The organism is Metapseudomonas boanensis, assembly GCF_042232855.1.
GTDB classification, from domain to species: Bacteria; Pseudomonadota; Gammaproteobacteria; order Pseudomonadales; family Pseudomonadaceae; genus Metapseudomonas; species Metapseudomonas boanensis.
In genome coordinates, this window is record NZ_CP113889.1 from 4435218 (window position 1) to 4461321 (window position 26104).

23 protein-coding genes and 1 riboswitch are annotated in these 26104 nt (G+C 62.8%); of the genes, 5 read left to right on the top strand and 18 right to left on the bottom strand.

Annotation, left to right across the window (positions count from 1 at the left end; genetic code table 11):
- Positions 1 to 23 precede the first annotated feature (23 nt).
- Positions 24 to 557 carry an ATP-dependent zinc protease gene (locus tag OXH74_RS20755; protein WP_375738638.1) on the top strand — a complete coding sequence of 178 codons (534 nt, stop codon included), beginning with the start codon at positions 24 to 26 and terminating at the stop codon, positions 555 to 557.
- Positions 558 to 606: 49 nt separating this feature from the next.
- Here OXH74_RS20755 and OXH74_RS20760 read toward each other — a convergent pair whose 3' ends face one another.
- The 3 genes from OXH74_RS20760 to OXH74_RS20770 form a co-directional block, all read right to left on the bottom strand.
- A complete protein-coding gene (locus tag OXH74_RS20760) occupies positions 607 to 1173 on the bottom strand; it encodes a phosphoribosyltransferase family protein (RefSeq protein WP_375738639.1) in 567 nt (188 codons plus the stop codon).
- A 53-nt stretch (positions 1174 to 1226) separates the two neighbouring features.
- Complete coding sequence (fnr, locus tag OXH74_RS20765) at positions 1227 to 1967, bottom strand: fumarate/nitrate reduction transcriptional regulator Fnr (protein ID WP_375738640.1); 741 nt, start codon at positions 1965 to 1967, stop codon at positions 1227 to 1229.
- A gap of 106 nt (positions 1968 to 2073) precedes the next feature.
- Positions 2074 to 3024: a ribose-phosphate diphosphokinase gene (locus tag OXH74_RS20770; protein WP_375738641.1), complete on the bottom strand. Its 951-nt coding sequence runs from the start codon at positions 3022 to 3024 to the stop codon at positions 2074 to 2076.
- 190 nt (positions 3025 to 3214) lie between these two features.
- Between OXH74_RS20770 and OXH74_RS20775 the strand changes: the two genes are divergently transcribed.
- Positions 3215 to 4111: a universal stress protein gene (locus OXH74_RS20775; protein ID WP_375738642.1), complete on the top strand. Its 897-nt coding sequence runs from the start codon at positions 3215 to 3217 to the stop codon at positions 4109 to 4111.
- A gap of 180 nt (positions 4112 to 4291) precedes the next feature.
- Here the strand turns inward: OXH74_RS20775 and OXH74_RS20780 are convergent, their stop codons facing one another.
- The 3 genes from OXH74_RS20780 to ftsH all read right to left on the bottom strand — a co-directional run bounded on the left by OXH74_RS20780 (position 4292) and on the right by ftsH (position 7463).
- Positions 4292 to 4834, bottom strand: coding sequence for an Hsp20/alpha crystallin family protein (locus OXH74_RS20780; RefSeq protein ID WP_375738643.1), 543 nt, complete (start codon positions 4832 to 4834; stop codon positions 4292 to 4294).
- A 160-nt stretch (positions 4835 to 4994) separates the two neighbouring features.
- Positions 4995 to 5555, bottom strand: a complete 561-nt coding sequence (locus OXH74_RS20785) for a GNAT family N-acetyltransferase (RefSeq protein ID WP_375738644.1) — start codon at positions 5553 to 5555, stop codon at positions 4995 to 4997.
- A 51-nt stretch (positions 5556 to 5606) separates the two neighbouring features.
- Positions 5607 to 7463, bottom strand: a complete 1857-nt coding sequence (gene ftsH / locus OXH74_RS20790; protein WP_375738645.1) for an ATP-dependent zinc metalloprotease FtsH — start codon at positions 7461 to 7463, stop codon at positions 5607 to 5609.
- 184 nt (positions 7464 to 7647) lie between these two features.
- Between ftsH and OXH74_RS20795 the strand changes: the two genes are divergently transcribed.
- On the top strand, positions 7648 to 8550 hold the full coding sequence (locus tag OXH74_RS20795) for a universal stress protein (RefSeq protein WP_375738646.1): 903 nt from the start codon (positions 7648 to 7650) through the stop codon (positions 8548 to 8550).
- 163 nt (positions 8551 to 8713) lie between these two features.
- Here OXH74_RS20795 and OXH74_RS20800 read toward each other — a convergent pair whose 3' ends face one another.
- Complete coding sequence (locus OXH74_RS20800) at positions 8714 to 9604, bottom strand: diguanylate cyclase domain-containing protein (RefSeq protein WP_375738647.1); 891 nt, start codon at positions 9602 to 9604, stop codon at positions 8714 to 8716.
- A gap of 120 nt (positions 9605 to 9724) precedes the next feature.
- Here OXH74_RS20800 and OXH74_RS20805 point away from each other — a divergent pair, with 120 nt between their 5' ends.
- Positions 9725 to 11089: an MBL fold metallo-hydrolase RNA specificity domain-containing protein gene (locus OXH74_RS20805; protein WP_375738648.1), complete on the top strand. Its 1365-nt coding sequence runs from the start codon at positions 9725 to 9727 to the stop codon at positions 11087 to 11089.
- 13 nt (positions 11090 to 11102) lie between these two features.
- Here the strand turns inward: OXH74_RS20805 and OXH74_RS20810 are convergent, their stop codons facing one another.
- Genes OXH74_RS20810 through OXH74_RS20825 form a run of 4 tightly spaced genes read right to left on the bottom strand, consistent with a single transcriptional unit; the run spans position 11103 to position 14117 of the window.
- Entirely contained in the window at positions 11103 to 12290 is a 1188-nt protein-coding gene (locus OXH74_RS20810; protein ID WP_375738649.1) for an NnrS family protein, read from the bottom strand.
- Positions 12277 to 12534, bottom strand: a complete 258-nt coding sequence (locus tag OXH74_RS20815; RefSeq protein WP_375738650.1) for a transmembrane sensor/regulator PpyR — start codon at positions 12532 to 12534, stop codon at positions 12277 to 12279. The genes OXH74_RS20810 and OXH74_RS20815 overlap by 14 nt, the downstream gene beginning before the upstream one ends.
- Before the next feature lie 37 nt (positions 12535 to 12571).
- A complete protein-coding gene (gene hmpA / locus OXH74_RS20820) occupies positions 12572 to 13747 on the bottom strand; it encodes an NO-inducible flavohemoprotein (RefSeq protein WP_375738651.1) in 1176 nt (391 codons plus the stop codon).
- 22 nt (positions 13748 to 13769) lie between these two features.
- Positions 13770 to 14117 carry a hypothetical protein gene (locus tag OXH74_RS20825; RefSeq protein ID WP_375738652.1) on the bottom strand — a complete coding sequence of 116 codons (348 nt, stop codon included), beginning with the start codon at positions 14115 to 14117 and terminating at the stop codon, positions 13770 to 13772.
- A gap of 148 nt (positions 14118 to 14265) precedes the next feature.
- On the opposite strand from OXH74_RS20825, the gene norR reads away from it, so the two are divergent.
- Complete coding sequence (gene norR, locus OXH74_RS20830; protein WP_375738653.1) at positions 14266 to 15822, top strand: nitric oxide reductase transcriptional regulator NorR; 1557 nt, start codon at positions 14266 to 14268, stop codon at positions 15820 to 15822.
- 105 nt (positions 15823 to 15927) lie between these two features.
- On the opposite strand, the gene atzF is transcribed toward norR, so the two are convergent.
- From atzF to OXH74_RS20865, 7 genes are all read right to left on the bottom strand, one after another.
- Entirely contained in the window at positions 15928 to 17736 is a 1809-nt protein-coding gene (gene atzF / locus OXH74_RS20835) for an allophanate hydrolase (RefSeq protein ID WP_375738654.1), read from the bottom strand.
- A gap of 181 nt (positions 17737 to 17917) precedes the next feature.
- Positions 17918 to 21544 carry an urea carboxylase gene (gene uca, locus OXH74_RS20840; RefSeq protein WP_375738655.1) on the bottom strand — a complete coding sequence of 1209 codons (3627 nt, stop codon included), beginning with the start codon at positions 21542 to 21544 and terminating at the stop codon, positions 17918 to 17920.
- 165 nt (positions 21545 to 21709) lie between these two features.
- Positions 21710 to 22345: an urea amidolyase associated protein UAAP2 gene (locus tag OXH74_RS20845; protein WP_375738656.1), complete on the bottom strand. Its 636-nt coding sequence runs from the start codon at positions 22343 to 22345 to the stop codon at positions 21710 to 21712.
- 11 nt (positions 22346 to 22356) lie between these two features.
- Positions 22357 to 23085, bottom strand: coding sequence for an urea amidolyase associated protein UAAP1 (locus OXH74_RS20850; protein WP_375738657.1), 729 nt, complete (start codon positions 23083 to 23085; stop codon positions 22357 to 22359).
- 14 nt (positions 23086 to 23099) lie between these two features.
- Entirely contained in the window at positions 23100 to 23900 is an 801-nt protein-coding gene (locus tag OXH74_RS20855) for an ABC transporter ATP-binding protein (protein WP_375738658.1), read from the bottom strand.
- Entirely contained in the window at positions 23897 to 24712 is an 816-nt protein-coding gene (locus OXH74_RS20860; protein WP_375738659.1) for an ABC transporter permease, read from the bottom strand. Before OXH74_RS20860 ends, OXH74_RS20855 begins: the two co-directional genes overlap by 4 nt.
- An 88-nt stretch (positions 24713 to 24800) precedes the next feature.
- Entirely contained in the window at positions 24801 to 25865 is a 1065-nt protein-coding gene (locus OXH74_RS20865; RefSeq protein ID WP_375738660.1) for a putative urea ABC transporter substrate-binding protein, read from the bottom strand.
- Positions 25866 to 25923: 58 nt separating this feature from the next.
- A riboswitch (guanidine-I (ykkC/yxkD leader) is annotated at positions 25924 to 26022 on the bottom strand.
- Positions 26023 to 26104: the final 82 nt, after the last annotated feature.

Below are 26104 nucleotides of genomic sequence, written 5' to 3' on the forward strand. Positions count from 1 at the left end.
TGCGATCGGTGAAGAAGTCTCTCATGCAAAGTATCACTGCCATTACGGGGCGCAGCCTGGGGCTGCTGGTTGGCTGCCTGTTCGCGGTGGTTGCCCAGGCTCAGCCGCAGGTGGTCGGCTGGGTCGAAGATGCCGTTCTGTTGCCAGAAAATGTCCAGGTCAAGGCCAAGATGGACACTGGGGCACTGACTTCGTCGCTGGATGCAAAGGAGATCGAGCGCTTCGAGCGCAATGGCAAGAAGTGGGTGCGGTTCAAGGTCGAACTGACGGACAGCAAGACCGGGAACGATTTCGTCAGCGAATTCGAGCGGCCGGTGGTGCGCAATGTGAAGGTACGCGGCGCCGGCGGTGTAGACCATCGCTCGGTGGTCGAGATGTCGATCTGTATCGGCAAGCAGCGCTATGACGAGCAGTTCTCCCTGCGCAACCGCAGCAAGATGCTCTACCCGGTCCTGATTGGTCGGCGAACGCTTGAGCATCTTGGTCTAGTGGATGTATCGCGGACCTTCACCCTCAAGCCACAGTGTGGCCAATCGGTTCTTGACGAAGGTGGTTAGCGCAAACGACTTCCCGCGTTACCTCCAGGCGGCTATCGGTCCGGTGATTTCAGCGCGCCTGGCCGTGGCGCACCAGCTCGATGCGAAAGTCCGGTTCGTAGGGTGGCACATGGCATTCGACGATGTCGCCCGGTGCCACTTGCAGTGAGATGCCGACAATATCGGCTCGGATCGGCTGCTTCTGTACGCAACGATCCACCAATACGGCGGTGTGGATCTGACGAGCGCCAAGGCTGGCCAGATACGCGCACGTGCGCAGCAGCGAGTGGCCTTCGTAGAGCACATCGTCCACCACCAGCAAATGCATGCTGGCGAGGTCCATCGTCGCCAGTTCAGGGTTCTCGGTCAGGGCCGTACCGGCATGGAGAAGGCTGAGGTCGTCGGCATAGCGCTTGACCTTGAGCGCATGCAGCGGCGGCCCATCCTGCCCGGTCAGCGCGGCCAGGTGCTGGCGAAGCATCCGCGCCAGGGGTTCGCCACGTCGCAGGATGCCGACCAGCATGCACTCATGCACTGGGAGCCGGGCGCTGACATTGTGCGCCATGGCGGCGATGATGGTGTCGAGTTCATCGGAGTCGTACAGGCAGTACCGCTCTGGGGTGGTTGCAAGGATCATGCAGCGACTCCCGATTGCCTGAGAAAGGTGAATCGCCTGAGCGCAGCCGCCGGTCAGGCGGACAATCCGCCCAGGCGGTGCAAGGCTTGTGGGTCGAGGATATGGAGCTCCCGACCGGAACTGTCGATCAGGTTCTGCTCGCGGTAGCGGGTGAACAGGCGGCTGATGGTCTCTGTCGTAAGCCCCAGGTAGTTGCCGATCTCGCTGCGGCTCATCGGCAGCAAGAAGTTCACCGGTGAAAGCCCACGCTTGCTGTAGCGCGATGACAGGTTGAGCAGGAACGAGGCCAGGCGCTGCTCGGCGCTTTCCCGAGTGTGGCTGAGGTGTTCGTGTTCCGCCTGGATCTCGTGGCTCATGACCCGGAGCAATTGCTTTCTCAGGCTCGGGATCACTCCGGCCAGCTCTTCCAGCTGGTGGATCGGGATGGCGCATACCATCGAAGTTTCCAGGGCTTCAGCGTAACTGGGGTAGTGCTCGTAGCCAATGCCATCCAGGCCGATCAGCTCGCCTGGCAGGTGAAATCCGGTGATCTGCTCGGTTCCGTCCTTGTCCAGCAGGTAGCTCTTCAGCGCCCCCGAGCGCAGTGCGTAGACATGCTGCATGGGCTCGCCCGCCCTGAAGAGGTGCTCATGCTTTTGTAATGGACGATTGCGCTTGATGATGCTTTCGAGCTGGGAGACTTCCCCCTCGTCCAGGCTTTCGGGCAGGCAGAAACGACTCAACGCACAGTCGTGGCACTGGATATGAGACTTCACAGGGGAGCGAGGCAGAATGCCTTGATCGTCTGTGGACATGAGCAGCGTGACCTCGAGCCGATTTGTGATTCAAGTCTAGGTCGCCAGCAGGCGACACGGACAGTGTTCCGTCGGATTACGTACAGCATTGAACGGTAGTTGCGATTTAGTAGCTTTGCACGAGACGTGCGGCTACCAAGGCACTGGTACCAAGAATCTCCAGACGCTGTGCTGCCACCTCCGGGGCAAGGCGAAATGGCGGCACGCTGTCGCATATCACGATGCGCTCGAACAATGGGCTGTCGAGCAGGGCGCTGCCGCCCGTGAACAGGCCATGGGCAGCGGCGGCGAACAAACGGATGGCGCCAGCTTCCTGACAGGCCTTGCCCGCTTGCAGCAAGGTGGAACCGGTGCTGATCAGATCGTCGACGATGATCGCCGTCTTGCCTCGAACCGAGCCGAGCAGTCCGCCACCGGTCACTACGTCGTTGTTGCGGTGCTTCTCGACGCAGGCGCTCGCTACCGGGCGTCCAAGGCGTTGCTCCAGCCGTGAGCGAAATCGTTCGGCACGCTTGATTCCACCCATATCGGGCGAAACAGCCACCAGTTCGGTGCCATCCGCCAGGCCGGCGAAGTGTTCGGCGAAGAGTTCGGTGCTGTCCAAATGTTGGGTGGGGATGCGAAAAGCGTTATCGAAGGCCGCAGCATCGTGTACTTCCAGCGTCATCAGGCGATCGACGCCGCTGGCTTCCAGCAGCGTGGCGACATAGCGGTTGATCACCGCGTCCTGGGGGTGGGTACGGCGTTCCTTGCGCGTGTAGCAGAGGTATGGGGCGACCACCTGGACCTGGCTGGTGCCGGCATCCTTCAGGGCGCAGCAGAAGAACATCAGCCGGCAGAGTTTGTCGTTGGTGCTCAATTCGGCATCGCTGTGCAAGGAGGCGAACAGCACCACGCGGCGACCATCGACTTCATCCACTGGCCAGGATTTGTGCTCACCATCCTCGTAGACACGTTCCTCTACAGCTGCCAGCGGCAGGCCCAGCCTGGCGGCGACGCGGGCTGCATAGGCCTGGTTGTCATGCAGGGCGAACAGCAGGGGACTATTGGTGGCCATGGGCTGATCCTCGAGATGCCTTGCTGTTGAGCATCGCCCTTATCGTCAGACCGTCAAGCGCCAGAGGGGCGGCAACCGGGGCCGCCCTTGATGAACATCAAAGAGCTGGGCGGACCTCGCGCGCAGGCTGGACAAAAATCGGTGCCATTCTTGTCAGTAGCACCGGCAAGCCTGAACCGGGAGGTGCGTCATGAGCCAGTATCGTTGCCTTTACCTGATCGCAGAACCTTCACTTCAGAGTGCGGCCGCGCTGCAACGGGCCACGGCGCTGGCGCAAGCCAGCGGCGCGGCATTGCACATCCTGACGTTCTTCGAGCCAACCACCTCCATGCGACGCCTGGACCAGGTCGATCAGGCGCTGCTCCGCGAGAGCGCCTTGCAGCAGTGCCGCCATTGGGTGGAGGAACAGGCCGCGCAGGTTCGCGCCAAGGGTATCCAGGTGTTTGCCGAGGCCATCTGCACGGATGACCCGCTTGAAGAAATCCTGATCCAGATCGCCGAGCAGAAGCCGGACATGGTGATCAAGGGGGCGCAGACGGAGTCGGAGCTGCTGCGTACCTTCGTTACGCCCCTGGATTGGTACCTTCTCAGTGAATGCCCGGTGCCCGTGCATCTGGTGGGTGCGATCATCCATCCGCTACCTCGCAAGGTCATTGCAGCGGTCGATGTCAGCGACACGGAGGAGCAGGTGCCGGGCCTCAACCAGAGGATCATCCAGGCCGCCAATGGCCTGGCCCTGCAATGCAATGCCGATTTGCATCTGCTATATGTCTGCGACCTTAGCTCGGCCCATCTGGCCGATGCGCTGGCATTGGCCTGGGAAACGGATTTCACCGAGGACCAGCGGGCGGCCTTGTGGAGCGCGTTCACAGCCATGGCCGAGCGCTTCAGCGTGCCCCTGGAGCGTCGGCATTTCGTCGTCGGGCGGACGATCAGTTCGATCGCCGATTTCGCTGCGCAGAGCCGGGCAGATGTGATCGTCATGGGCCGGGTTCAACGACATGGCCTGGAAAAAATGCTCGGCAGCACCGCGGAACATGTGCTGCAGCGTGTTCCGTGCAGCATCCTGGCAGTGGAGCCGGGTTAGTTCGAGTCAGGAGGAGTTTGCCTTGAACGATGCCCGCTCATGATGTTTCGCAGTTTGTTAGTGCAGTGCAGTGCAGTGCAGGTGCATCCGGCAACCTGATTTCTCGATAGGCGATCGTGCTGCATGGTACGAGAAAAATCGAGCGCGACCGATAAGGTCGCGCTCAGCAGAACAGACGCCTTACTTGGGCTTGATCGGGATCACTTTCTCCGGTTTTATCGCTTCCGGACGTTTTGCTAGCGAGATCGTCAGCACACCTTTGGTGAAGCTAGCCTCGATCTGTTCAGGGTCTACCCCTTTGGGCAGGGTGAACATACGCTCGAAGGACCCGTAATGCCGTTCCGAGAGGTAATAGTCCTTCTGTTTCTCCTCCTTCTCTTCTTTCTTTTCGCCTTTGATGATCAGGTTGCCATTGGCTAGACGGATCTCGATGTCCTTCTCGTCCATTCCCGGTAGTTCGGCTGTGATCTCAAAGGATTTCTCCTTCTCGGTAATGTCCACGGCCGGCACTCCATGACCGATCATCGGACGGCGCCAAAACGGCTCTACATCAAAGGCGCTGCGGCCGAATGGGAAATGCATGGCTCCGCGGCCGAAGTCCTCAAAGAGGCGATCGACCTGTTGGCGGAGGCTGTCCAATGGCCGCCACGCTTCTGGCACTGTCGGAGTTTTACTGGCTTGTTCCTGTTGTTGAACAGGGACTTTTTTTGCGGATTCAGCCATTTTCAATTCCTCCATTCGCAAGTGGTTTGAACAGGACAATTTCATTTTGTGGCTCTTCCTGCCCACCCATTTTGATCTTGATCAAGATCATTCCCCTCGACTGGTAATCGTCTGAATTTCCTCGGATTCAGACCATGGCGACGGGGTTGGATTCAGGGGGCTAAAGCTGCAATGTGTGGATCACCTGGGTCGTATCCTCGGGGTCGCGCTGACGCTCGAATCCCAGGTAGCTGGCCAGGTCCTGCAAAGGTCTGTTGGCGGCCGAATCGATGGAGTACATCTGCTTGAATCCATTTTTGCGCGCGGCATCGATGAGATGGCGCATCAGGGCAACGGCCAGACCGCGATGCTGCCAGGCGTCGGCGACCGTCACTGCGCATTCGCAGCGGTCTTTCTCGCCGCTGGCGGCATAGCGGCTGATGCCGACTTCGACCAGTTCGCCGTCCTGGTGGGCCAGAGCGACCAACGCCAAACTGTTGCGGTAATCGACTTCCATCAGTCGGTCGAGCAGTTCGGGGCTGACTTCCTTGATCGTGCCCAGGAAGCGGAAGTGCCTCGCCTCCGGGGAAAGCCGTTCGATGAAGTCGATTTCCCGATCGCGGTCGTCGGGTTGCAAGGGGCGGATCAGCACGTGGCTGCCGTCCTGGAGTGTCTCGATCCAGTGGCCTTCACCTAAAAAAGGGGTCAGCTCGCTGGTGTCAGGGGTTGGGAATGTTGGCATGGTGGGTACTCCAATCAACTGAATGGGGCCTACTGGGCCGATTGCACGGAATCAACGCGGGCCACCCGGCACCACGCCAAGCAGTGGGGTATGTAGGCTGGGCGAGTCCAGGGGGCGGGACAGCGGAGGGAAGTCGGCGGGCGTCAGGGTTTCCTTTTCCTGAAGCAAGCGTGCGCCCTGTTCGAGGTCAACTCGGTGCTCGGTCAACAGGGCCTTGGCGCGGGCGTAGGCCTCGTCAAGCAATTTGCGGACGCATAGGTCCACTTCGCGCGCAGTCTGTTCCGAGTAATCCTTTTCGCGCAGCATCGGCAGATGCTCGCCCAGGTACGCACCGGACTGCTTTTCCAGCACTGCGTGGCCCAGTTCTTCGCTCATGCCGAAGCGCGTGACCAACTGACGGGCGATATCGGTGGCCTTGGCCAAGTCGTCGGCCGCTCCGGTGGAAACTTCACCGAATGCCAGGGACTCCGCAGCGCGACCGGCCAGCAGCACGACGATACGGTCCTTGAGTTCCTGTGCGCCGATCAGGAAACGGTCCTCGGTCGGCCGTTGCAGCGTGTAGCCCAGGGCACCAAAGGCACGGGGGATGATGGATACCTTGTGCACCGGGTCCATTCCCGGCAGGGAGACCGCTGCCAGCGCATGGCCCATTTCGTGGTAGGCCACCACACGGCGGTCGTTCGGTTGAAGTAACCGGCTCTTGCGTTCGATACCCGCGACGATGCGTTCGACGGCCACGGTGAAATCGTTCAAACGGACTGCCTCGTCACCTCGGCGCGTGGCGACCAACGCGGCTTCATTGACCAGGTTGGCCAGGTCAGCCCCGGTAAATCCGGTTGTGATTGCGGCGATCTGGTCGCAATCGACATCGCTGCCGGCGCGAACCTGCTTGAGGTGGACCTTGAGGATCGCTGCACGACCCCGGCGGTCCGGACGGTCGATCAGGATTTGCCGGTCGAACCGACCCGAGCGCAGCAGGGCTGGGTCCAGCACCTCGGGCCGGTTGGTGGCGGCCAGCAGAACCACTCCCTCGCGCGGGTCGAAACCATCCAGCTCGGCAAGCAGTTGGTTGAGGGTCTGTTCTTTTTCGTCGTTGCCACCGAAGGAGCCTACGCCGCGCATCTTCCCCAGAGCATCCAGTTCGTCGATGAAAATGATGCATGGAGCCGCCTTGCGCGCCTGCTCGAACAGATCGCGAACCCGCGCGGCGCCAACGCCGACGAAGAGCTCGACGAACTCCGATCCAGAGATGGAGAAGAAGGGCACGCCTGCCTCGCCGGCTACGGCCTTGGCTACCAGGGTCTTGCCGGTGCCCGGCGGGCCGACGAGCAAGATGCCCTTGGGCACTCGCGCGCCCAGCCGGCTGTACTGCGGCTGGTCCTTGAGGAATGACACCAATTCTTCCAGCTCTGCCTTGGCTTCGTCTATGCCGGCCACATCATCGAAGGTGATGCCCGTGTCCCGTTGTACGAATACCTTGGCGCGAGAGCGGCCGACATTGACCAGCCCGCCGAATCCCTGCTTTTCGGCCAGCCCACGGAAGAGGAAGCTCCAGAGTGCGAAGATCATGATGAACGGCAAGATCCACCCCACAAGGGTAGTGACCAGCGTGTTCTCATGTACCCCGGTGAAGCGCACATCCGCGCGGGCGAGTTCATCGGCCAGGGCCGGCTCGACCCGGTTGGTGGTGAAGTGGCTGCGGCCGTTGATCGGCTCCTTCAGGGTGCCGCTGATGCGTTGTTCTTCGATTTTCAGCTCGGCGAGCTTGTTCTGCTGTAGCAGGCTCAGGAACTCGCTGTAGGGGATGGTTTCGACCGCGCGCTGCTCCGTCCACCAACTCTGCAGCAGCATCAGGGCGCTGAAGGTGACGATGAAGTACCAGATGTTCCACTGGTGCTGCTTCTCCATGATGCGAACTCCTGCCGCAGCCGAAAGAAGGGCGACCGCATACGACCGCACTTTGCAGTTTGAGCCGCTCTTCGCGAGCAAACTTGATGCATATCAAGTCACCGGGATATGACCAGGTCCAGTCTGTTGCGAAGTGCTGATCCTAAGTGCTGCAGTGCGTTGCCAGGCAATCCAGAGGTGCGACATGAGCCCGATGCAAAGACTTTTGCTGATCGCCCATCCCGACCAGCGCCATTCTCCCGCCCTGCAACGCGCGGTCGCGCTGGCCTTGGCGAGCGATGCGCCACTTCACGTGGTGGCATTCGTGGAGCCATTTGCGACCTTCGGCTTGCTGGACCGCAAGGTCCAGGAGCAGACCCGCGAGAGCCTGTTGCTGGAGCAGCGTCAATGGTGGGAAGAAGAGGCCAAGACACTGCGCGGACGGGGTGTGAAGATCACGACTTCGGTGGTCTGGACGACCGATAGGCACCGGGAGACGATTCGCCAGATCCTGGAGATGCAGCCGGACCTGGTGGTTAAGGACATCCAGCGCGAGCCGGCGCTCAAACGCGCCTTCGTCACGCCGCTGGACTGGTACCTGCTACGTGAATGCCCGGTTCCGATACACCTGGTAGCGGACGCCCGGCACCCGCTGCCGCACAAGATCGTCGCTGCAGTCGACCCGATGGACCCGGACACCCAGATCAGTGGCGTGAACGAGAAGATCATCTCGGCTGCCACCGGATTGGCCCTGCAATCCAACGCGGAACTGCATCTGCTGTACATCTATGACTGCCTGCCAGCGTACATGGCCAACAGTGGCGAGGGCGGCGTGTCGTGGTCCGACCTGGCTGAAGAATTGCGCATTGCGTTGCACCAGTCGTTCGTCAGTCTGGCCGACCGCTTCGGTGTGCCGCAGGAGCGTCGCCACTTCCTGATGGGCTCACCGATACGCGGCATCGCCGACTTCGTAACGGAGCAGGCGGCGGATGTCGTAGTGATGGGCCGCGTCCACCACAAGACGATCGATAAACTGATTGGAAGCACCACCGAGCACACGCTCTACCAGGTGCCCAGCAGTATCCTGGCTGTTCGGGCTGACAAGTAATTGCTTCAGGGGCTGGGCGAGGTCAGGAAGCAGGGTGGACTTCAGCCCTCCCTACGTGAGTCCTGGCCATAAATCGGTAGCCTGTTGGGCAGCGCAGAAAGGCGAAGCCCACCCGACTGGCAGCGGGGAGAGAACGGAGAAAGGGGCCCGGTGCACGGTCCCATTATCCCTGTGCACTGAACTGGTACGCGCCACCCCCGACGGCCTTGGCCCGATACATCGCGGCATCCGCCCGGTCGAGCAGGACGTCGGCGGTCAGGCCGTCGTGCGGGTAGAGGCTGATGCCGATGCTGATATGGGTTTGCACGAGATGCTCGTCCAGCATGAATGGTCGGTCGATGCTGGCAACCAACTGGCTTGCCATGGACTCCAGCACCTCCGTCTGGTCCAGGTTGGTGACGAGAATCGCGAACTCGTCGCCACTGAGCCGTGCCACGATGTCGGTCTTGCGCACGGAGCGCTCCAGGCGTTCGGCCACGGCGATCAGCAGCTTGTCGCCAATCGCGTGGCTGAGCCGGTCGTTGACCTGTTTGAACTGATCGAGGTCAAGGAACATCAGCCCCAGCATCTGTCCGTGCTGCGCAGCATGGTTGATGGCCTGCTGCGCCAGATCGAGGAACAGCATGCGGTTGGCCAGCCCGGTCAGCCCATCGTGATACGCCAGTTGGCGCATCTGAGCGCGCTCCTGGTCCTCCATGGTCAGGCAGTGCTGGATGGCGACGAAGTGAGTGATGCAACCGGTGTCATCGAACAGTGGGGTGATGACCTGGTTGACCGTGTAGCAGCAGCCGTCCTTGCGCCGTTCGATCAGCTCACCTTGCCAGGCCTGGCCGGCAAGGATGGTCTGCCAGAGATCCTGGTAGAAGGTCATTTCCTGCCGTCCGGAATGGAGCATGTGCGGGGTCTGGCCGACCAGTTCGTCGTGCGTGTAGCCGCTCTGCCGGCAGAGGGCTGCGTTGACCCAGACGATGCAGCCTGAGCGGTCGGTGATCAGTATGGCGTTCGTTGTGGCTTCCAATGCCTTCACCAACAGCTGTTGGTCTTGTTCGATCATTGGAGCCTCCGCCTTTGATCGGAGATGTCACGTTGATATCGTCACGATAGTCTGGTGGTCTGCTAAACCCTTTGATCAGGATCAAGCGGTTTTTGGGCATAGGCTCTACAGGAGAGTTCGATGCGACTGACGTTTCTTGGTGCGGCTGGCACCGTGACGGGAAGCAAATACCTGGTGGAGCATGAGCACAAGCGTGTGCTGGTCGATTGCGGATTGTTCCAGGGTTACAAGCAACTACGCCTGCGCAACTGGGACCACTTTCCGCTGCCGATCGAAGATCTGGACGCCATCGTCCTGACCCACGCCCACCTCGACCACAGCGGTTACCTGCCGGTGTTAGTGCGCGATGGTTATCGCGGGCCGGTCTATGCGACGCCGGCTACCTGCGAGCTGGCGCGAATCCTCCTACTGGATAGCGGCCGACTCCAGGAGGAAGAGGCCGAATATGCCAACCGGCGGGGCTATTCAAAGCACCATCCGGCGAAGCCGCTGTATACCGAAGCGGACGCAGAGCGAGCCTTGAAGCTGTTCCATCCCATTGCCTTGCACCACCCGCAAAACATTCTGCCCGGCATCCGTCTGCTACTGCGCACGGCTGGGCATATTCTGGGTGCCGCGACCGTGGAGCTGGAGGTGGGCGGCGTCAAGCTGGTGTGTTCCGGGGATCTGGGGCGGATGCACGACCCGGTCATGAAGGAGCCTGAACTGATCGACGAGGCCGACTACCTGTTGGTGGAGTCGACTTATGGCGATCGCAAGCACTCACCCGAGCCGGTGGAAAAACAACTTGCGGATGTGATCAACCGAACCGCCATGCGCCAGGGCATTACCCTGGTGCCGTCCTTTGCGGTGGGACGCGCGCAGCTGCTGATGTACCACCTGTATCGCCTCAAGGAGGAGAAACTCATCCCCGACATTCCGATCTTCCTCAACAGCCCGATGGCGACCGATGCCACAGCGCTCTATCACCGGTTTCGCAGCGAGCACCGGCTTACGGCGGAGGAATGCGAAGGGACCTGCAAGGTGGCCCACATTGTGCGTTCGGTCGATGAATCCAAGCTATTGGACGAATTTCGCAGGCCGGCGGTGATCATTGCGGCGAGCGGCATGGCGACTGGCGGCCGGGTGCTGTATCACCTCAAGACTCTTGCACCGAACCCGCATAATACGTTGCTGTTCTCCGGGTTCCAGGCTGGAGGCACGCGAGGCTCGCTGATCGTCAGTGGTGCCGAAACCGTGCGCATGCATGGCCAGGAAGTGCCGATCCGGGCCGAGGTCGTGCAAATGGAGAACCTCTCCGCCCATGCCGATGCGGATGAAATCATGGAGTGGCTGCGGGGCTTCAAGCGTCCACCCAAGCACACCTACGTGGTGCATGGTGAGCCGATGGCGGCGGATGTCCTGCGGCGGCGCATCAGTGTCGAGCTGGGCTGGTCGGTTTCGGTGCCGGAGCACCGAGACCGGGTAGAGATGAAGAAAGAGTGAGCGAAAGGTTCGCTCAGCCTGGATGGCCGTCGACCCGGGCCTTCCAGAGCATGGGCGCGTAGTAGCGCAGGAACAGCAGGAACGCCGCTATCCACGCCAGTGCAGAGAGCCACAGGCCGAAGGTCGAGAAGGCTGTCAGCAGCACACGGCTGAGGGCCGCCAGTTGTAGCAGAACAAAGGCCCAGACCATGGCCGCTGGAGGCGACAACGGCCGTCCGGTATGCCCGAGGCTGACCCTTGCGATCATCGCCAGGATCAGGCCGCCCATGGCGCCTACGGCCAGGGCGTGGGTGGCAGAGCTCGACTGGCTTATCAACCCTGCGTGCCACAAGGCCATGCCCAGGGTGGCCAGCATCAGCCAGGCGTAGGCCAGGTGCAGCGACCAGAGCAAGGGAACCTGCCAGATTCGCCGGTCGTGCCACAGCAGCAACCGCTCCCCATGCAGCATGGTTGCCAGCAGGAACAACAGCGCCACCAGCAGTGAAGGCTGGAAGCCGATCCCCGCTGCGGCCACACCGGCAATGCACAGTGAACAGCCGAAGGTCAGCCAATCCAGCCACGGTTGCGGTGGGAACGGATCAGGGCGGCCAACACCGCGCTGGGTGAAGAAGGGGATCACCCGCCCACCGATCAGGCTGAGGAGGGCCGCAACCAGCCAGAGCGCTCCGAGTGCCCCCTGACGCTGCAACGTGTCATCGGCCCAGGCCAGCCCGAAGAGGGCCAGCAGTTGACATGCGGCCATCAACAGCAGCACGGCCACCACGGGGTAATTCCGGCGCTGGCGCACCCGCCAGAGCTGCATGCCCAGGACCGCTGCCAGCAAAGGCAGGAACGCTGCTTGCGTGGCGACCAATAGTGCCACGGGCAGGGGCAGGAACCAGGCGATACGTGCCGCCAGCCAGACCAGGAACAGCAGGACCAGTGGCCGGCCGCTGAGTCCGGGCTGCCCGGTCCAGCTCTGTACCGCAGTCAATAGGAAACCAGCGATGATCGCGGTCGCGAAGCCAAAGGGCATCTCGTGTCGATGCCAGGCCAAGCTGCCGCCAAGGGGATGCCAGCCAGGCAGCAGGCCATACAAGAAGGCTGCCCAGAGGCCGATCGCCAAGATGGCAAATGCAGCCCCGGACAGAAAGAACGGACGAAACCCCAGGCGCCAGATCGGTGGAATGGCCAGCGCCTTGCTGCGATCAAGCACCTGCATGGCTGGCCTCCCAGTTCCGCCCCTGCAGGCCATGCAGCGCCACCAAGCGCATGACGTAGCCCACCTTCAGCAGCGTTGGCCCGACAATCACCAGCGTGTGAGCGAGGACCCGTTGGGCTATGGCCAGCTGCTGGTCCAGGCCATAGGCCGTGTAGACGCCGGCCAACAGCAGGAACAGTCCGGTCCAGAGCAGATTGCGTGACAGCCTGAGAAGGTTCCGTGGATCGCTGACGAAGGAGATCATGGCAACAACTCCTGGGGTCCATCGTTTCGAGACCGGTTTACAGCTCGGCGGCTGGACCGAAGAACTCGTAGTGCGACTGCTGCTCGGGTACGCCCAACTCGCGCAGGAGCTTCTTCACCTGGGCCATGAACGGTTTAGGCCCAAGGAAATAGGCATCCAGATCGCGCTCGGCCGGCAGCCAGCGGGCCAGCAGCTCGTGGCTCAGGAAACCTTCGGCATGGGCGTCATCACCCTCGCGCGGCTCGCTGTAGCAGAAGAAGTGGCGGATCTGCGGATGCTTCTCGGCCTGGGCCTCGATCCACTCGCGGAAGGCGTGCACACCGCCGTGGCGCGCGCAATGGATGAAGTGGATCGGACGGCCACTCTGCTTTGCGCTTTCCAGCATAGCCAGCGCGGGGGTGATGCCGACGCCAGCAGTGATCAGCGCCAGGGGCTTGTCCGATTCACGCAGGACGAACTCACCGGCCGGCGGGAACAGCTCCAGCGTCGAACCGACCTGAACCCGGTCGTGCAGGTAGTTGGACACCTTGCCTTCAGGCTCACGCTTGACGCTGATGCGGTACTCACGGCCATTGCTGCTGGCGGACAGCGAATAGTTCCGACGTACCTCTTCACCATCGATGACCAGGCGCATGCCGATGTACTGACCGGGGGCATGAGCGACCAGCTCGCCTCCGTCTTCCGGCACCAGGTGGAAGGAAGTGATTTCCTCGCTTTCTTCCACTTTCTGATCCACGCGGAACTGCCGGCCGCCGCGCCAGCCGCCCACGGCCTCGGCGTTGGCGGCGTAGACCTGCTCTTCGGCACCGATCAGGATATCGGCCAGCTGCCCATAGGCCGCTGCCCAGGCTTCGATCACTTCGTCTGTGGCGATTTCCTCGCCCAGGACCTCGCGAATTGCGCGCAGCAGGCAGCTGCCGACGATGGGATAATGCTCCGGCAGGATCTGCAGCGACACGTGCTTGTGGACGATCTGGTTAACCAGCGGGCCCAGTGCCTGGAGCTGGTCGATATGCCGTGCGTACATCAGGACGCCATTGGCCAGGGCACGTGGCTGGTCACCGTTGGCCTGGTGCGCTTGGTTGAACAGAACGCGCACTTCGGGGTACTCGCCCAGCATCACCTTGTAGAAATGGCGGGTGAGGGTTTCGCCGCCACTTTCCAGGAGCGGGACGGTAGCTTTGATGATCGCGATGTGTTGACTCGACAGCATGGGTATCTCCGGTGGTGACTATTCAGGGATTGGCTTGGATGCGTCCGTCGTTCAGGGTGACCTGATCGCCGGGTGAAAAAGTCTGGTGAGGTGCACGAACCGTTCTGACTTCACCGTCACTTGTGCGGACTTCATAGGCCTGTTGGCTGAGGCCAGCGGCGTTCTGACCCACTCCGCCCAGCCAAGCCCCGGAGAGGCCGCCCACCAGGGCGCCAACCGGACCTGCGAGGCCTCCGAGCAGAACGCCCGTCAGGCCGCCGAAAACCTGACCGGTGCGGTTATCGTCCACGGCCTTTTCGACTTCTGCCGCATGAGCTGCGCCAGCCAGGCTCAAACTGGCTGCCAGGGTGCAGATCACTAACGTCTTCATGGCGTTTCCTTTACGTGTTAGCGTTGTCAGTCATAGATCTATCAGGAAGCGTGCCAATAAAATATGCACGTAAAAACAATGACTTACATAATTGATGGTCTTTGTGACAACATATTTGCATTGTCATAAAGACCAATTGGTAGTCGAAATGACCGCAAGTGCGCTGCTGCAAACCCTGATCCCCCTGGTGGCGGATCTGTCCAGGGATCTGAGCAATGAGGAACGCTATCGTCGCTTGCTGGCGGCCTTGCGGGAGCTGTTTCCCTGTGACGCCGTTGCCTTGTTGCGGTTGGCTGAAGACGTTCTGGTGCCGGTGGCTGTCGAGGGGCTGAGTGCAGATACCCTGGGGCGCCGATTCAGGGTTACCGAACATCCTCGCCTACAGGCGCTGCTGGAGAATCGCGGACCGCTCAGGTTCGCAGCCGACTGCGGCTTGCCCGATCCCTACGACGGTCTGGTGGAGGGGCATCGTGGCCACCTGGAAGTGCACGATTGCTTTGGCTGCCCCCTGTATCTCGACGATCAGCTCTGGGGACTCTTGACCCTGGACGCGCTTGACCCCGCAAGCTTTGGACAGGTTGACCTTGGCGCATTGGGCGCATTCGCCAGCCTGGCCGCCGCAACGGTAAAGGCCAGCGAACGCATCAATGGCTTGACCCGGCGTATAGCCGACGAGCACCAATTGATGGAGGTCTACAAGCAAGCGGCAAATCGTTCGCGAGCGCGTGAACTGATTGGCCAGAGTGCTGTGCACAAGAAGCTGCTGAATGAAGTCAAGCTGGTTGGCGACAGTCAGCTGACGGTGCTCATCACTGGCGAAACCGGCGTCGGCAAGGATCTGGTGGCCGAGACCATCCATGCCGAGTCGCCACGTGCGGCAAGGCCTTTCATCAGCCTCAACTGCGCCGCATTGCCGGATACCCTGGTGGAAAGCGAGCTTTTCGGCCACGTCCGCGGTGCGTTTTCCGGTGCGGTCAACGAACGCAGTGGCAAGTTCGAGCTGGCCGATGGTGGCACGCTCTTTCTGGATGAGGTGGGCGAACTCCCTCTCGCTGTCCAGGCCAAGCTGCTGCGGGTGCTGCAGAGCGGGCAATTGCAGCGAGTGGGCTCGGACCGCGAGCACCATGTGGATGTGCGGGTCATTGCCGCAACCAATCGTGACCTGGCCGACGAGGTCAGGGCAGGGCGCTTCCGCGCCGATCTCTATCACCGGCTCAGCGTCTACCCACTGCCGGTGCCGCCGCTCCGCGAGCGCGGGCGTGATGTTCTGCTATTGGCGGGCTACTTCCTCGAAGAGAATCGCGCGCGGATGGGGTTACGCAGCTTGCGTCTCGGCGCGGATGCGCAGCGTTCGCTGCTGGCCTACGACTGGCCGGGGAACGTTCGCGAGTTGGAGCACCTGATCGGCCGTGCCGCGCTCAAGGCGCTTTCGCAGCATGCGGAGCGGCCGCGCATACTCACCATCGAGGCCGACGCGCTGGACCTGCCGGTCTCGACGCCGCTCGAGGCGGGACACGAGGATGTATCGCTGCCAACTGGACTTCCAGCCGGCCAGGATCTTCGCCAGGCCATCGACATCTTCCAGCGTCGACTGATCGAACAGGCGTTGGCGCGTCACCAGGGTAAATGGGCGGACGTCGCGCGGGAGCTGAACGTGGATCGTGCCAACCTGAGCCGTCTCGCCAAGCGCCTGGGATTGAGGTGACTCGGGTGAGCAGGTTGGGCAGACACCGAAAGACCGCCTTCGACGTCGTTGCCGGGCTTCGCGTTCCTCGGCGCCAACCTGCTGTTTCAGACCCTGCGGAACTGCTTATTCCCGACTGGCCAGCCAGGAGCGCCAGCCGCCGAATCGACTGATGTCCTCGGCACCTTCCAGGCCCCAGGCGTCGCAGATGAAGCCGGTTTCCCAGCTGCCGTCCGCCAGCTCTACCTTGCCCAGGCCAAGCGGCGCTGGAATGCGGGTGAGAAAAGACCCGAGTTCTGCGCTGGGCAGCTCCCAGACTTCTACTTCGATCGCCACACCGTTTTCGGCCACGCGCATCATGCCGGGACGCAGCGGCGGGCCGCCGGCCAGGGCATGCAGGCGATAGGCCGGGGCGCTGCGGGTCTTGCATTGCAAGGTTGCGCCGCGCTGGCGCAGTTGCCAGTTCAGGGCGAGGCCATCGAGATGAGCACCGCAGACCACCAGCCGTGCCTTATCGTGGCTGGCCGCCGAAGCGGGCACGGGCAGTTTCGCGGCCACCCCGCCGGTCAGTGGAAGAGCAGTGCGGCGCTGCAGTGCATCAGCGAGACTCAGCAAGTACTGGTCGGTGAACGCGCGACCAAAGAGTGTCACGCCCCAAGGCAGCCCGTTGTCCATCAGCGCACTGGGCACGGCGACAGCGGCGTAGTCCAGCAAGTTCATGAAATTGGTGTAGTAGCCTAACTCGGAGTTGCGCAGCACCGGTTCGGCATGCAGTTCGGCTAGCGTCACCGGGCGGCCGATGGTGGGGGTCAGCACGCAGTCGACCGTGCTCAGAAGTGCATCACTCACTGCCTTCAATTCCTGGAGGCGGTATTGCGCGCGGAAGGCTTCCACAGCGGTGACACTTGGCGCCTTCGCCAGGACGGCGCGGATCACTGGCAATATGGCCTCGGGGTCGCGTTCCATCAACTCGCCCATGATGCTGTAACGCTCAGCCACCCAGGGGCCTTCATAAAGCAGGCGCGCGGCCTCGAGGAAGGGTGAGAAGTCCAGTTCCACCGGCTCACCGCCGATCGCGCGTAGTTGCTCGATGGCATTGGCGAACAGCTCGGGGCCTTCATGACAGCCGAAGAACTGCAGGTGGTGCGCCTGTGGTACGCCAAAGCGAAATGGTCGCGGTGTTCCGAAGGCACCGCCGTCATTCCACTGCGGGTTGGCCCGGCTGTAGGCGTCCAGCGGATCAAGCTGTGCGGTGAGGGCGAGCAGTTCGCTGGCTTCACAAGCGGTGGCGGTGAAGTAGGTGATGCAGTCCAGCGTGCGGCACGCCGGCACCAGGCCGTGAGTGGACAGCAGCCCCTTGGAAGGCTTCAGCCCGACCAGGTTGTTCAGCGCCGCTGGCACACGTCCCGATCCTGCGGTATCGGTGCCCAGGGCGAAGGTGGCGATGCCGAGGGCCACAGCCAGCGACGAGCCAGCACTGGACCCGCCGGAAGGGTATTCGGGCAGCACGCTGTTGCGGCATTCGCCGTAAGGCGAGCGGGTGCCATTGAGACCGGTGGCGAACTGGTCGAGGTTGGTCTTGCCCAGCGGCACGGCGCCGAGGGCGACCAACCGCCGGACCACGGATGCCGATTCCGCCGGGGTATAGGCAAAGGCCGGGCATGCGGCGGTGGTCGGGATTCCGGCCAGGTCGATGTTGTCCTTGATGGCGAAGGGGATGCCGTAAAGCGGCAGCTCCGCCGGGGACTTTCCTTCCAGCGCGGCGAGGTAGGGCTCCAGTTCTTCCTGGCTGAGCAGGTGGATGAATAGGTGGTATTCGGAGTTCAGTGCTGCAGCCTTGTCACGTAGCTCGGTGATCAGCTCACGCGGGGTAATGCGGTCATCGTGGTAGGCCGTGCGCAGGGTATCCAGGCGGAGGTCGAAGTTGTGGCTCATTCGTTCGGTCCTATGTACTGCCGGTAAGCCGCTCCCCGGCCCTCTCCCTGAAGGGCGAGGGGGAAGAGCGCCCCGGCATGAAGTCTCGGAATTCGTTCGTGGCTGAGTCCCTTGCTCCGAAAATTCCTCTCTCCCGCTAGCGGGAGAGAGTTAGGGAGAGGTGCTCTTGGCAGACTCACACTCAGGCCTCGTCCAGCACCAGGACTCGCTGTCCGGCACGCACCGGTGAGCCAGGTTGCACGCGCACTTCGCGAACCACGCCGTCGCGCGGCGCGGTGAGCGGGATTTCCATCTTCATGGATTCGAGGATCACCAGGATGTCGCCGGCCTTCACGTTGGCGCCTTCTTCGACCTGAACCTGCCAGAGGTTGCCGGCGATATGGCTTTCGATTGCGTGCTGGCCGGCGCCGAGTGGCGTGTCTTCTCCCTGGTCGGCGGTCACTTCTTCGCTGTCGAAATGGGCTTGGCCGGTGTCGATCCAGCGCTCCCGCTCGGCGTTGAAGGCGGCCTGTTGCTGTCTGCGGAAGGCCGCGATGCCCTCGGCCTCACGTGTGAGGAAGGTCTGGTAGTCGGCCAGGCAGAGCTCGCTTTCCTCGATGTGCAGCGGGTAGCGTCCCAAGGGGAAGTCGCGGCGGATACGCAGCAATTCATCCGCCGACACGGGATAAAAGCGAATCTGGTCGAAGAAGCGCAGCAGCCAGGGCTTGCCGCCGAAGGCTTCTACATCGCGGTAGCGATTCCACATCTGCAGGGTGCGGCCAACGAACTGGTAGCCGCCGGGACCTTCCATGCCGTACACGCACATGTAGGCGCCGCCAATGCCCACAGAGTTCTCGGCGGTCCAGGTGCGTGCCGGGTTGTATTTTGTGGTCACCAGCCGGTGGCGCGGGTCCAGCGGAGTGGCCACCGGAGCGCCCAGGTAGACGTCACCCAGCCCCATCACCAGGTAGCTGGCGTCGAATACGGTGCGCTGCACCTCACGCAGGTTGGGCATGTCATTGATGCGACGAATGAACTCCAGGTTGCTCGGGCACCAGGGGGCGTCCTTGCGCACCGTGGTCATGTACTTCTCGATGGCCCGTTGGCAGGCCGGGTCGTCCCAGGACAGCGGCAGGTGCACGATGCGGGAAGGCACTTTGAGGTCGCCCGCGGCGCAAACGTTGTCCCAGAGGCCTGCGACGGTTTCCAGCAGCTGCTCCAGCGGCAGGGTTTCAGGCTGGTAATGCACCTGCAGCGAGCGGATGCCGGGGGTGAGGTCGATGACGCCGTCCAGCGCCTTGGCTTCCAGCGCTTGCATCAGGGCATGGGCGCGGAAGCGCAGCACCAGATCCAACTCCGGGGCACCAATTTCCAGCAACAGGTGGGTGTCGCCGGAAAGGCGGGCGACGAGGCGTTTGTCGGCGTTGCCCAAGTCGAGTACGATCGGTGAGCTTGTAGGAGCGGGCTTGCTCGCGAATTCCGGGGTGGGAGTTTCGCGAGCAAGCTCGCTCCTACGAAGGGCCTGGTACTCCTGGTCCTGGGTTATGGCCAGTTTCCGAGCCTCGCGGATGCTCACCGGCACGAATCGCACCTTATCCCCGGCCTTGAGTTGTCCCAGCTGCCACAGGTCGGCTTCGATAATGGTGACTGGGCAGACGAAGCCGCCCAGGCTCGGCCCGTCCGGCCCGAGGATCACCGGCATGTCGCCGGTGAAGTCCACAGCGCCGATGGCGTAGGGGTTGTCGTGGATGTTGGAGGGGTGCAGCCCGGCTTCGCCGCCGCTTTCGCGTACCCATTCCGGCTTCGGCCCGATCAGGCGCACGCCGGTGCGGCTGGAGTTGAAGTGCACTTCCCAGGCGGTGGTGAAGAATGTCTGGATATAGGCCGAGGTGAAGTATTCCGGCGCGCCATGGGGGCCGTAGATGACACGCAGCGTGCGTACTTCCGTCAATTCAGTGCGATGTGCCTGCGGCAGGGTCTGTCCGACGCTGCGGTCGGCCAGTGGTGCCAGGTGCAGCACGTCGCCGGCGCGCAGGGCACGGCCGCCGTGGCCACCGAACTGTCCGAGGGTGAAGGTGCTCTTGCTGCCGAGGTAATCCGGCAACTGGATGCCACCGCGTAGGCAGAGATAGCTGCGTGCACCTCTACCGGCGATGGTGCCGAGACTCAGGCTGGCGCCTGCCGGAATCAGCAAGGCGGTATCCATGGGTTGCGGTTCGCCGTCCAGGCTGAGCGGGATGGGCGCACCGGTGACGGCGACCACGGCGTCGCAGTTGAAGCGCAGCGTGGGGCCGCTCATGGTGATTTCCAGGCCGGCAGCGCCCTCGGGGTTGCCCAGCAGGCGATTGCCGAAGCGCAACGCGCGGCTGTCCATCGGCCCCGAAGGCGGTACGCCCACGGCCCAGTAGCCGAGGCGGCCGGGGTAATCCTGCACCGTGGTCTGGGTGCCGGCGGCCAGCACCTCGAAGGTGCTGGCCTGGTACTGCATGCCTTCCAGGCAGCGGGTCCAGGGCGAACCGCTGGCGAAGGGCGCATCCTTGAGGATCTGCCGCAGGTAGTCGCGGTTGCATTCCACGCCGTAGAGGCGGGTGCCTTCCAGCGCGCGGTCGAGGGCGACGCTGGCATCAGAGCGGGCCGGCGCCCAGGCGATGAACTTGGCGATCATCGGGTCGAAGTAGGGTGGGATTTCACAGCCGGCCTCTACCCAAGTGTCGATACGTAGGGCCTTGCCGTCAGCTTCAGGGAACTCCACGGCAGTGAGCAGGCCGGGGCAGGGCTGGAAGGCGCGCCCCGGGTCTTCAGCATAGAGCCGCGCCTGGATGGCATGGCCGCTGGGCTCGAGACCCCTGGCCAACTCGGCGAGTGGCGCCAGGGTGCCCGCGGCCAGTTCGATCATCCAGCGCACCAGGTCGACGCCCCAGACTTGTTCGGTAACGCCGTGCTCCACCTGCAGGCGGGTGTTCACTTCAAGGAAGTAGAACTGTTCTGCCTCGCTGTCGTAGACGAATTCCACGGTGCCGGCACTGCGGTAGTGCACGGCCTTGGCCAGCTTGATGGCGGCAGCGCAAAGCGCCTCGGCCATTCCTACTGGGAGGTTCGGGGCCGGTGTTTCTTCCAGCACCTTCTGGTTACGCCGCTGCACTGAGCAGTCGCGCACGCCCAGGGCCAGCACTTCGCCCTGACCGTCACCGAATACCTGCACTTCCAGGTGGCGGGCACGCGGGATGTACTTCTCGATGAACACGCCGGCATCGCTGAAGTTGTTCTGGCCCAGGCGTTTTACGGCTTCGAAGGCATCACTGAGCTCAGTTGCCGAGTGGCACACGCGCATGCCGATGCCGCCACCGCCTGCGGTGCTCTTCAGCATTACCGGGTATCCCACCTGCTCACCGGCAGCCAGGGCGTCGTCGAGGCTTTCCAGCAGCTCGGTGCCTTCCAGCATCGGCACGCCGTGGGTCTTGGCCAGGGCGCGTGCAGTGTGCTTGAGGCCGAAGACGCGCAGCTGTTCGGGTGTCGGGCCGACGAAGGCAATACCGGAGGCTTCGCAGGCTTCGGCGAAGGCGGCGTTTTCCGAGAGGAAGCCATAGCCAGGGTGGATGGCCTGGGCGCCGCTGTCGCGAGCGGCCTGGAGGATTTTCTCCACCACCAGGTAGGTGCTGACGGCAGGGCCCTCGCCCAGGCTGATAGCTTGGTCCGCCTGCTGGATGTGCAGGCTGGCGGCGTCGGCTTCGGAATACACGGCCACACCGCGCACGTCGAGCTGGCGCAGGGTACGCAGGATGCGGCAGGCGATGGCGCCGCGGTTGGCGATCAGGAGTGTTTCGAACATGAGGCTTTCCTCATGGGTGGCGGGCCGTCCCACCGGTCTTTGGTCTGCGCCACGGTCGTCCGTGACTGGAAGCTTTGGTTCCCTCTCCCTCAGGGAGAGGGGAGGTATTCAGGCACTGCCCCGCACGGCTCTGGCAGAGTTGGAAGAGCCAGGCGCGCAGGCTGCTCAGTCCCATACCAGGACCTCCGCCGGCGTCGGGTTGTAGGCATTGCAGGGGTTGTTCAGCTGCGGGCAGTTGGAGATCAGTACGATGATGTCCATATGCGCCTTGAGTTCGACGTACTTGCCCGCGGCGGAGATGCCATCCTCGAAGGTCAGGCCGCCTTCGGGGGTGACCGGCACGTTCATGAAGAAGTTGATGTTGGCGCTGATGTCACGCTTGGTCAGGCGGCCGTCGTGCAGGCTGGCGCGCAGGAAGTTGTCGCGGCAGCTGTGCATGTAGCGCTTGTCCAGGGCATAACGCACGGTATTGCTTTCCTGGGCACAGGCGCCGCCGAGGGTATCGTGGCGGCCGCAGGTGTCGGCGCTGATGGTCAGCATGGGGTTGCCGAGGTTGGAGTAGAGGACGCTGCCCGTGGTGAGGTACACGCGGTTCTGCCGGCGCAGGGTGCGTTGCACGTCATAGCGCTCACGCGGGTTGGCGGCGCTGTAGAAGAGGGTGTCGACCGCCTGGTTGCCTTCCAGGTCGAGCAGGCGCAACGACTGGCCAGCTTTCACTTCGCAGATGAAGGGTTCGCCGGCGGCGATCACGGCGCGATACACGGCAGCTTCAGGATGTTTTTCGCTCAGGGTCAGGTGCATTTCGGCAGCCCTCAGATGTACAGGCGTTCGGTGTTGTAGAAGCCGCGCCCGTTCTCCGGGCGCGAGGTGCGGCAGAGCAGGCTGATGCCATCGCTCTGCGCCTGGTGCCAGGTGAGCTGCACGGGTTTCGGCGCGTAGGTGGGATTTGGGTCCATCGGGTGCTGCAGGGCGGTGAGCACCACCAGCGTATCCATAGGGGCGTAGAGCTCGATGTAGTCACCCGCCTTGGAGTTGCCGGGCTGGAAGTGGAAGCAGCCGTCGCTGTCCACGGTGACCTTGCTGAACAGGTTCAGGCACATCAAGAGATCGGCCAAGCCCAGGTCCCACTTGCCCATCTCCACAAGCAAGTTGTCCACGCCGTTGCGGTAGAAGCTGTTGCGCAGCTCCTGATAGCGGCCGTCACCGTATTTCTCTTGCACTTCGGAGGCCGAGAGCACGCCGCCGAAGCTGTCATGCCAGCCGCAGGTATCCGCGGTAATGGCGGCCAGTACCCGGCCCATGTCGGAGTAGAGGCAGTGGCCAGCGGTGAGCTTGGCAGTGTGCTGGCACTTGAGGCTGTCGGGCAGGTTTAGGCGCTCGCTCTTTTCGGCCGCATTGAGCAGGAGCAGGCTGACGTTAGCGCTGCCCTCAAGGTCAGTGATGCGTAGCAACTGCCCGCGCTTGAGTATGAAGGAGGTATGGCCGCCGCCGGGGACGGTTTCTTCATAAAGGGTAGGGCGCAAGGCCAGGGAAACGGTCATGGGCAGGCTCCTTGTCAATGTGCGGTGGTGGGCTGCAGGACGGCGGTGACGCGTTCCGGCAGTGCCTCGACTGCAGCGCGGACGGCGCGGCGGTCGGTGTTGAGGGGGATGTCGTAGGTGATGCGCGCACCATAGGCGTTGGGGGCCTGCGGATCGAGGCGCACCTTGTCGAAAACCATCAGGCGCGTGCCAAGGCTGAAGCCCTCGGAGAGGTCATGGGTGACCATGAACACGGTGAGTCGGGTCTCGTGCCACAGGTTGAGCAGCAGTTCGTGCATGTCCTTGCGGATGCCCGGGTCCAGAGCGCCGAAGGGCTCATCGAGCAGCAGCACACGCGGCTTCATGATCAGCGCCTGGGCGATGGCCAGGCGTTGCTGCATACCGCCGGAGAGCTGGTTGGGGTACTTGTCCAGGGCGTGGTCGAGACCGACCTTGGCCAGCATGGCGGCGGCCTCTTGACGGGCGGCGCGCTTGGCGCCGCCGAGCAGACGCCCTAGCAAGGGCGAGCGGGGTAGTTCCAGGCCCAGCACGACGTTGTCCAGCACGCTGAGGTGCGGGAATACCGAGTAGCGCTGGAACACCACGCCACGGCTGGCGTCAGGCTCTGCGGCCAGTGGCCTGCCTTCCAGCTGGATGCTGCCGCGACTGGGCGATTCCTGCCCCAGTAGCATGCGCAGGAAGGTGGACTTGCCACAGCCGGAGGCGCCGACCAGTGTGCAGAATTCGCCTTCGTTGACGCTCAGGCTGAGGTTTTCCAGGACGACCTGGTCGCCATACTCCTGCCAGACGTTCTTCACTTCGATGAAGGCGCTCATGCCTTGGCTCCTTCGTACCAGGGGAAGGCCAGCCGGGTGAGCTGGCGCAGGCCCAGGTCCATCAGCCAGGCGAGGAGGGTAATCCACACCACGTAAGGCAGGATCACGTCCATGGCCAGGTAGCGGCGGACCAGGAAGATGCGGTAGCCCAGGCCATCGGTGGAGGCGATGGCTTCGGCGGCGATCAGGAACAGCCAGGCGGAGCCCAGTACCAGGCGCAGGGAGATCAGCAGGCGCGGCAATAACTGCGCAAGCACCACGCGCAGGATCAGGGTCCAGGTGTTGGCACCCAGGGTCTGCGCCTTGATCAGCAACTCGCGGGGGATTTCCCGGGCGCGTTGCTCAAGGTCGCGGGCGATGCAGGGGGCGATGCCAATGACGATCAGCATCACCTTGGACAGTTCACCCAGGCCGAAGACGATGAACAGGATCGGCAGTATTGCCAGCGGTGGAACCATCGATAGCACGGTGAGCAGCGGCGACAGCGGCGCACCGAACAGCGGCAGTACGCCGGCGGCGATCCCGAGGGTCAGGCCCAGCAGGGCGGCGATGCCAAGGCCGAGGCCAAGGCGCTGGAGGCTGGAGGCCGTGTCCTGCCAGAGCAGGTAGTCCCCGGAGCGCTGGTCCTCGGTGAACGCCAGGCGCTCTACTGCGTCACGCATTTGCACCGCGCTGGGCAGCAGCTTGTCGTTGGGGTTTTCCGTGAGCCGCGCGGCTGAGCAGGTGAAGTAGGTGAACAGCAGTAGGGCAAAGGGCAGCAGGACCAGGATCAGGCGTCCTGCACGGTCAGGCTGGCGGTTTATCAGGCGCATGGCGTTTACTCGGTTCGGTGAACTGGGCGGTGCCCCAGGTGGTAGCCCGGACTTCAGTCCGGGCTACGGGCTCGATGCCAACCCGGGGTCAAAGCTTTCCTTCGGCGGCCATCTGCGTGTAGGTCGGGTCGAAGCGCAGCTTGACGTTGCCCTTGTCGCCGGTGACCACGCCCTTGGCGAAGCTCATGCCGACGGCGTTGGCATCCTTCGCGCCCTCACCGAGCAAGCCATGGCTGAAGCTGAAGCTGGCAACCTTGTCCATGGTGGCTGGCAGCTTGGGGCTGGTGACGAAGGCCAGGGCGTCGGCCGGGGTGTAGAAGAGCTTGGTGGCAGCCAATTGCGCCTGATAGCCGGCCAGGTCGGTGCCGGAAGCCTTCGCCATGTGTTCAAGGGCGGCCTGGCTTTGCGCGTCGCCCGCGTTCATCAGTGCGACGATCTCGAACCAGGCGCCGGTCAGGGCTTTGCCCAGGGCAGGGTTGGCATTGAGGGTCTCGGTGTTGACCACCAGCATGTCCATGATCTCCCCGGGAATCTTGCTGGAGTCGAACACTAGAGAGGTGCCCGGTTTACCCTTGATGTCGGCGAGCATCGGGTTCCAGGTGGTCACTGCCTGTACTTCGGCGGTGTCGAAGGCTGCGGCGATGTCGGCGTCGGAGGTGTTGACCACCTGCACGTCCTTCTCGCTGAGATCGGCGCGCTCCAGGGCACGAGCGAGCAGGTAATGGGAGACGGAAAGCTCCACCAGGTTGATCGGCATACCCTTGAGGTCGGACAAGGCCCTGCCTTCGCCCTTGAGCACGAGGCCGTCGTTGCCGTTAGAGAAGTCGCCAACGATCAGCGCCGTGCTGTCCACGCCGCCAGCGGCAGGAATGGTCAGGGCGTCCATGTTGGTCATGGTGCAACCGTCGAACCCACCTGCGGTGTACTGGTTGATGGACTCGACGTAGTCATTGAGCTGGGTGACCTGGATGTCGATACCGTACTTCTTCGCCCACTTGTCGACTATGCCTTGGGTGGCCCCGTACTCCCAAGGCATCCAGCCGGCGTAGATGGTCCAGCAGATGTTGAAGCTGTCCTTGGCCATGGCGCCCGTGGAAAGGGCGAAGGCGGCGAGGCTGGTGGCCAACAGGGTGAACAGACGCGGCTTGCGCATGGGGAACCTCCGGTTCGATTGTCGGGCGGGCAGGAGCCGAGCGACGCATGGCGCTCTTTTCTCCCGGGCTTTTATCCCGCCGTGTAACCTCGCTGGAGGTCGACAGCTCTCGGACCAGTCACTTGCTTCGCAAGCCGGAACCCTAGCCGTCCATTTTTCGAAATGTGGTGCCGCTTGCCGGTCGATCCGGCGGCTCCTGCACGCTTTGGCTAAAGCGAATGGCGTGCCAGTTTGGCGGA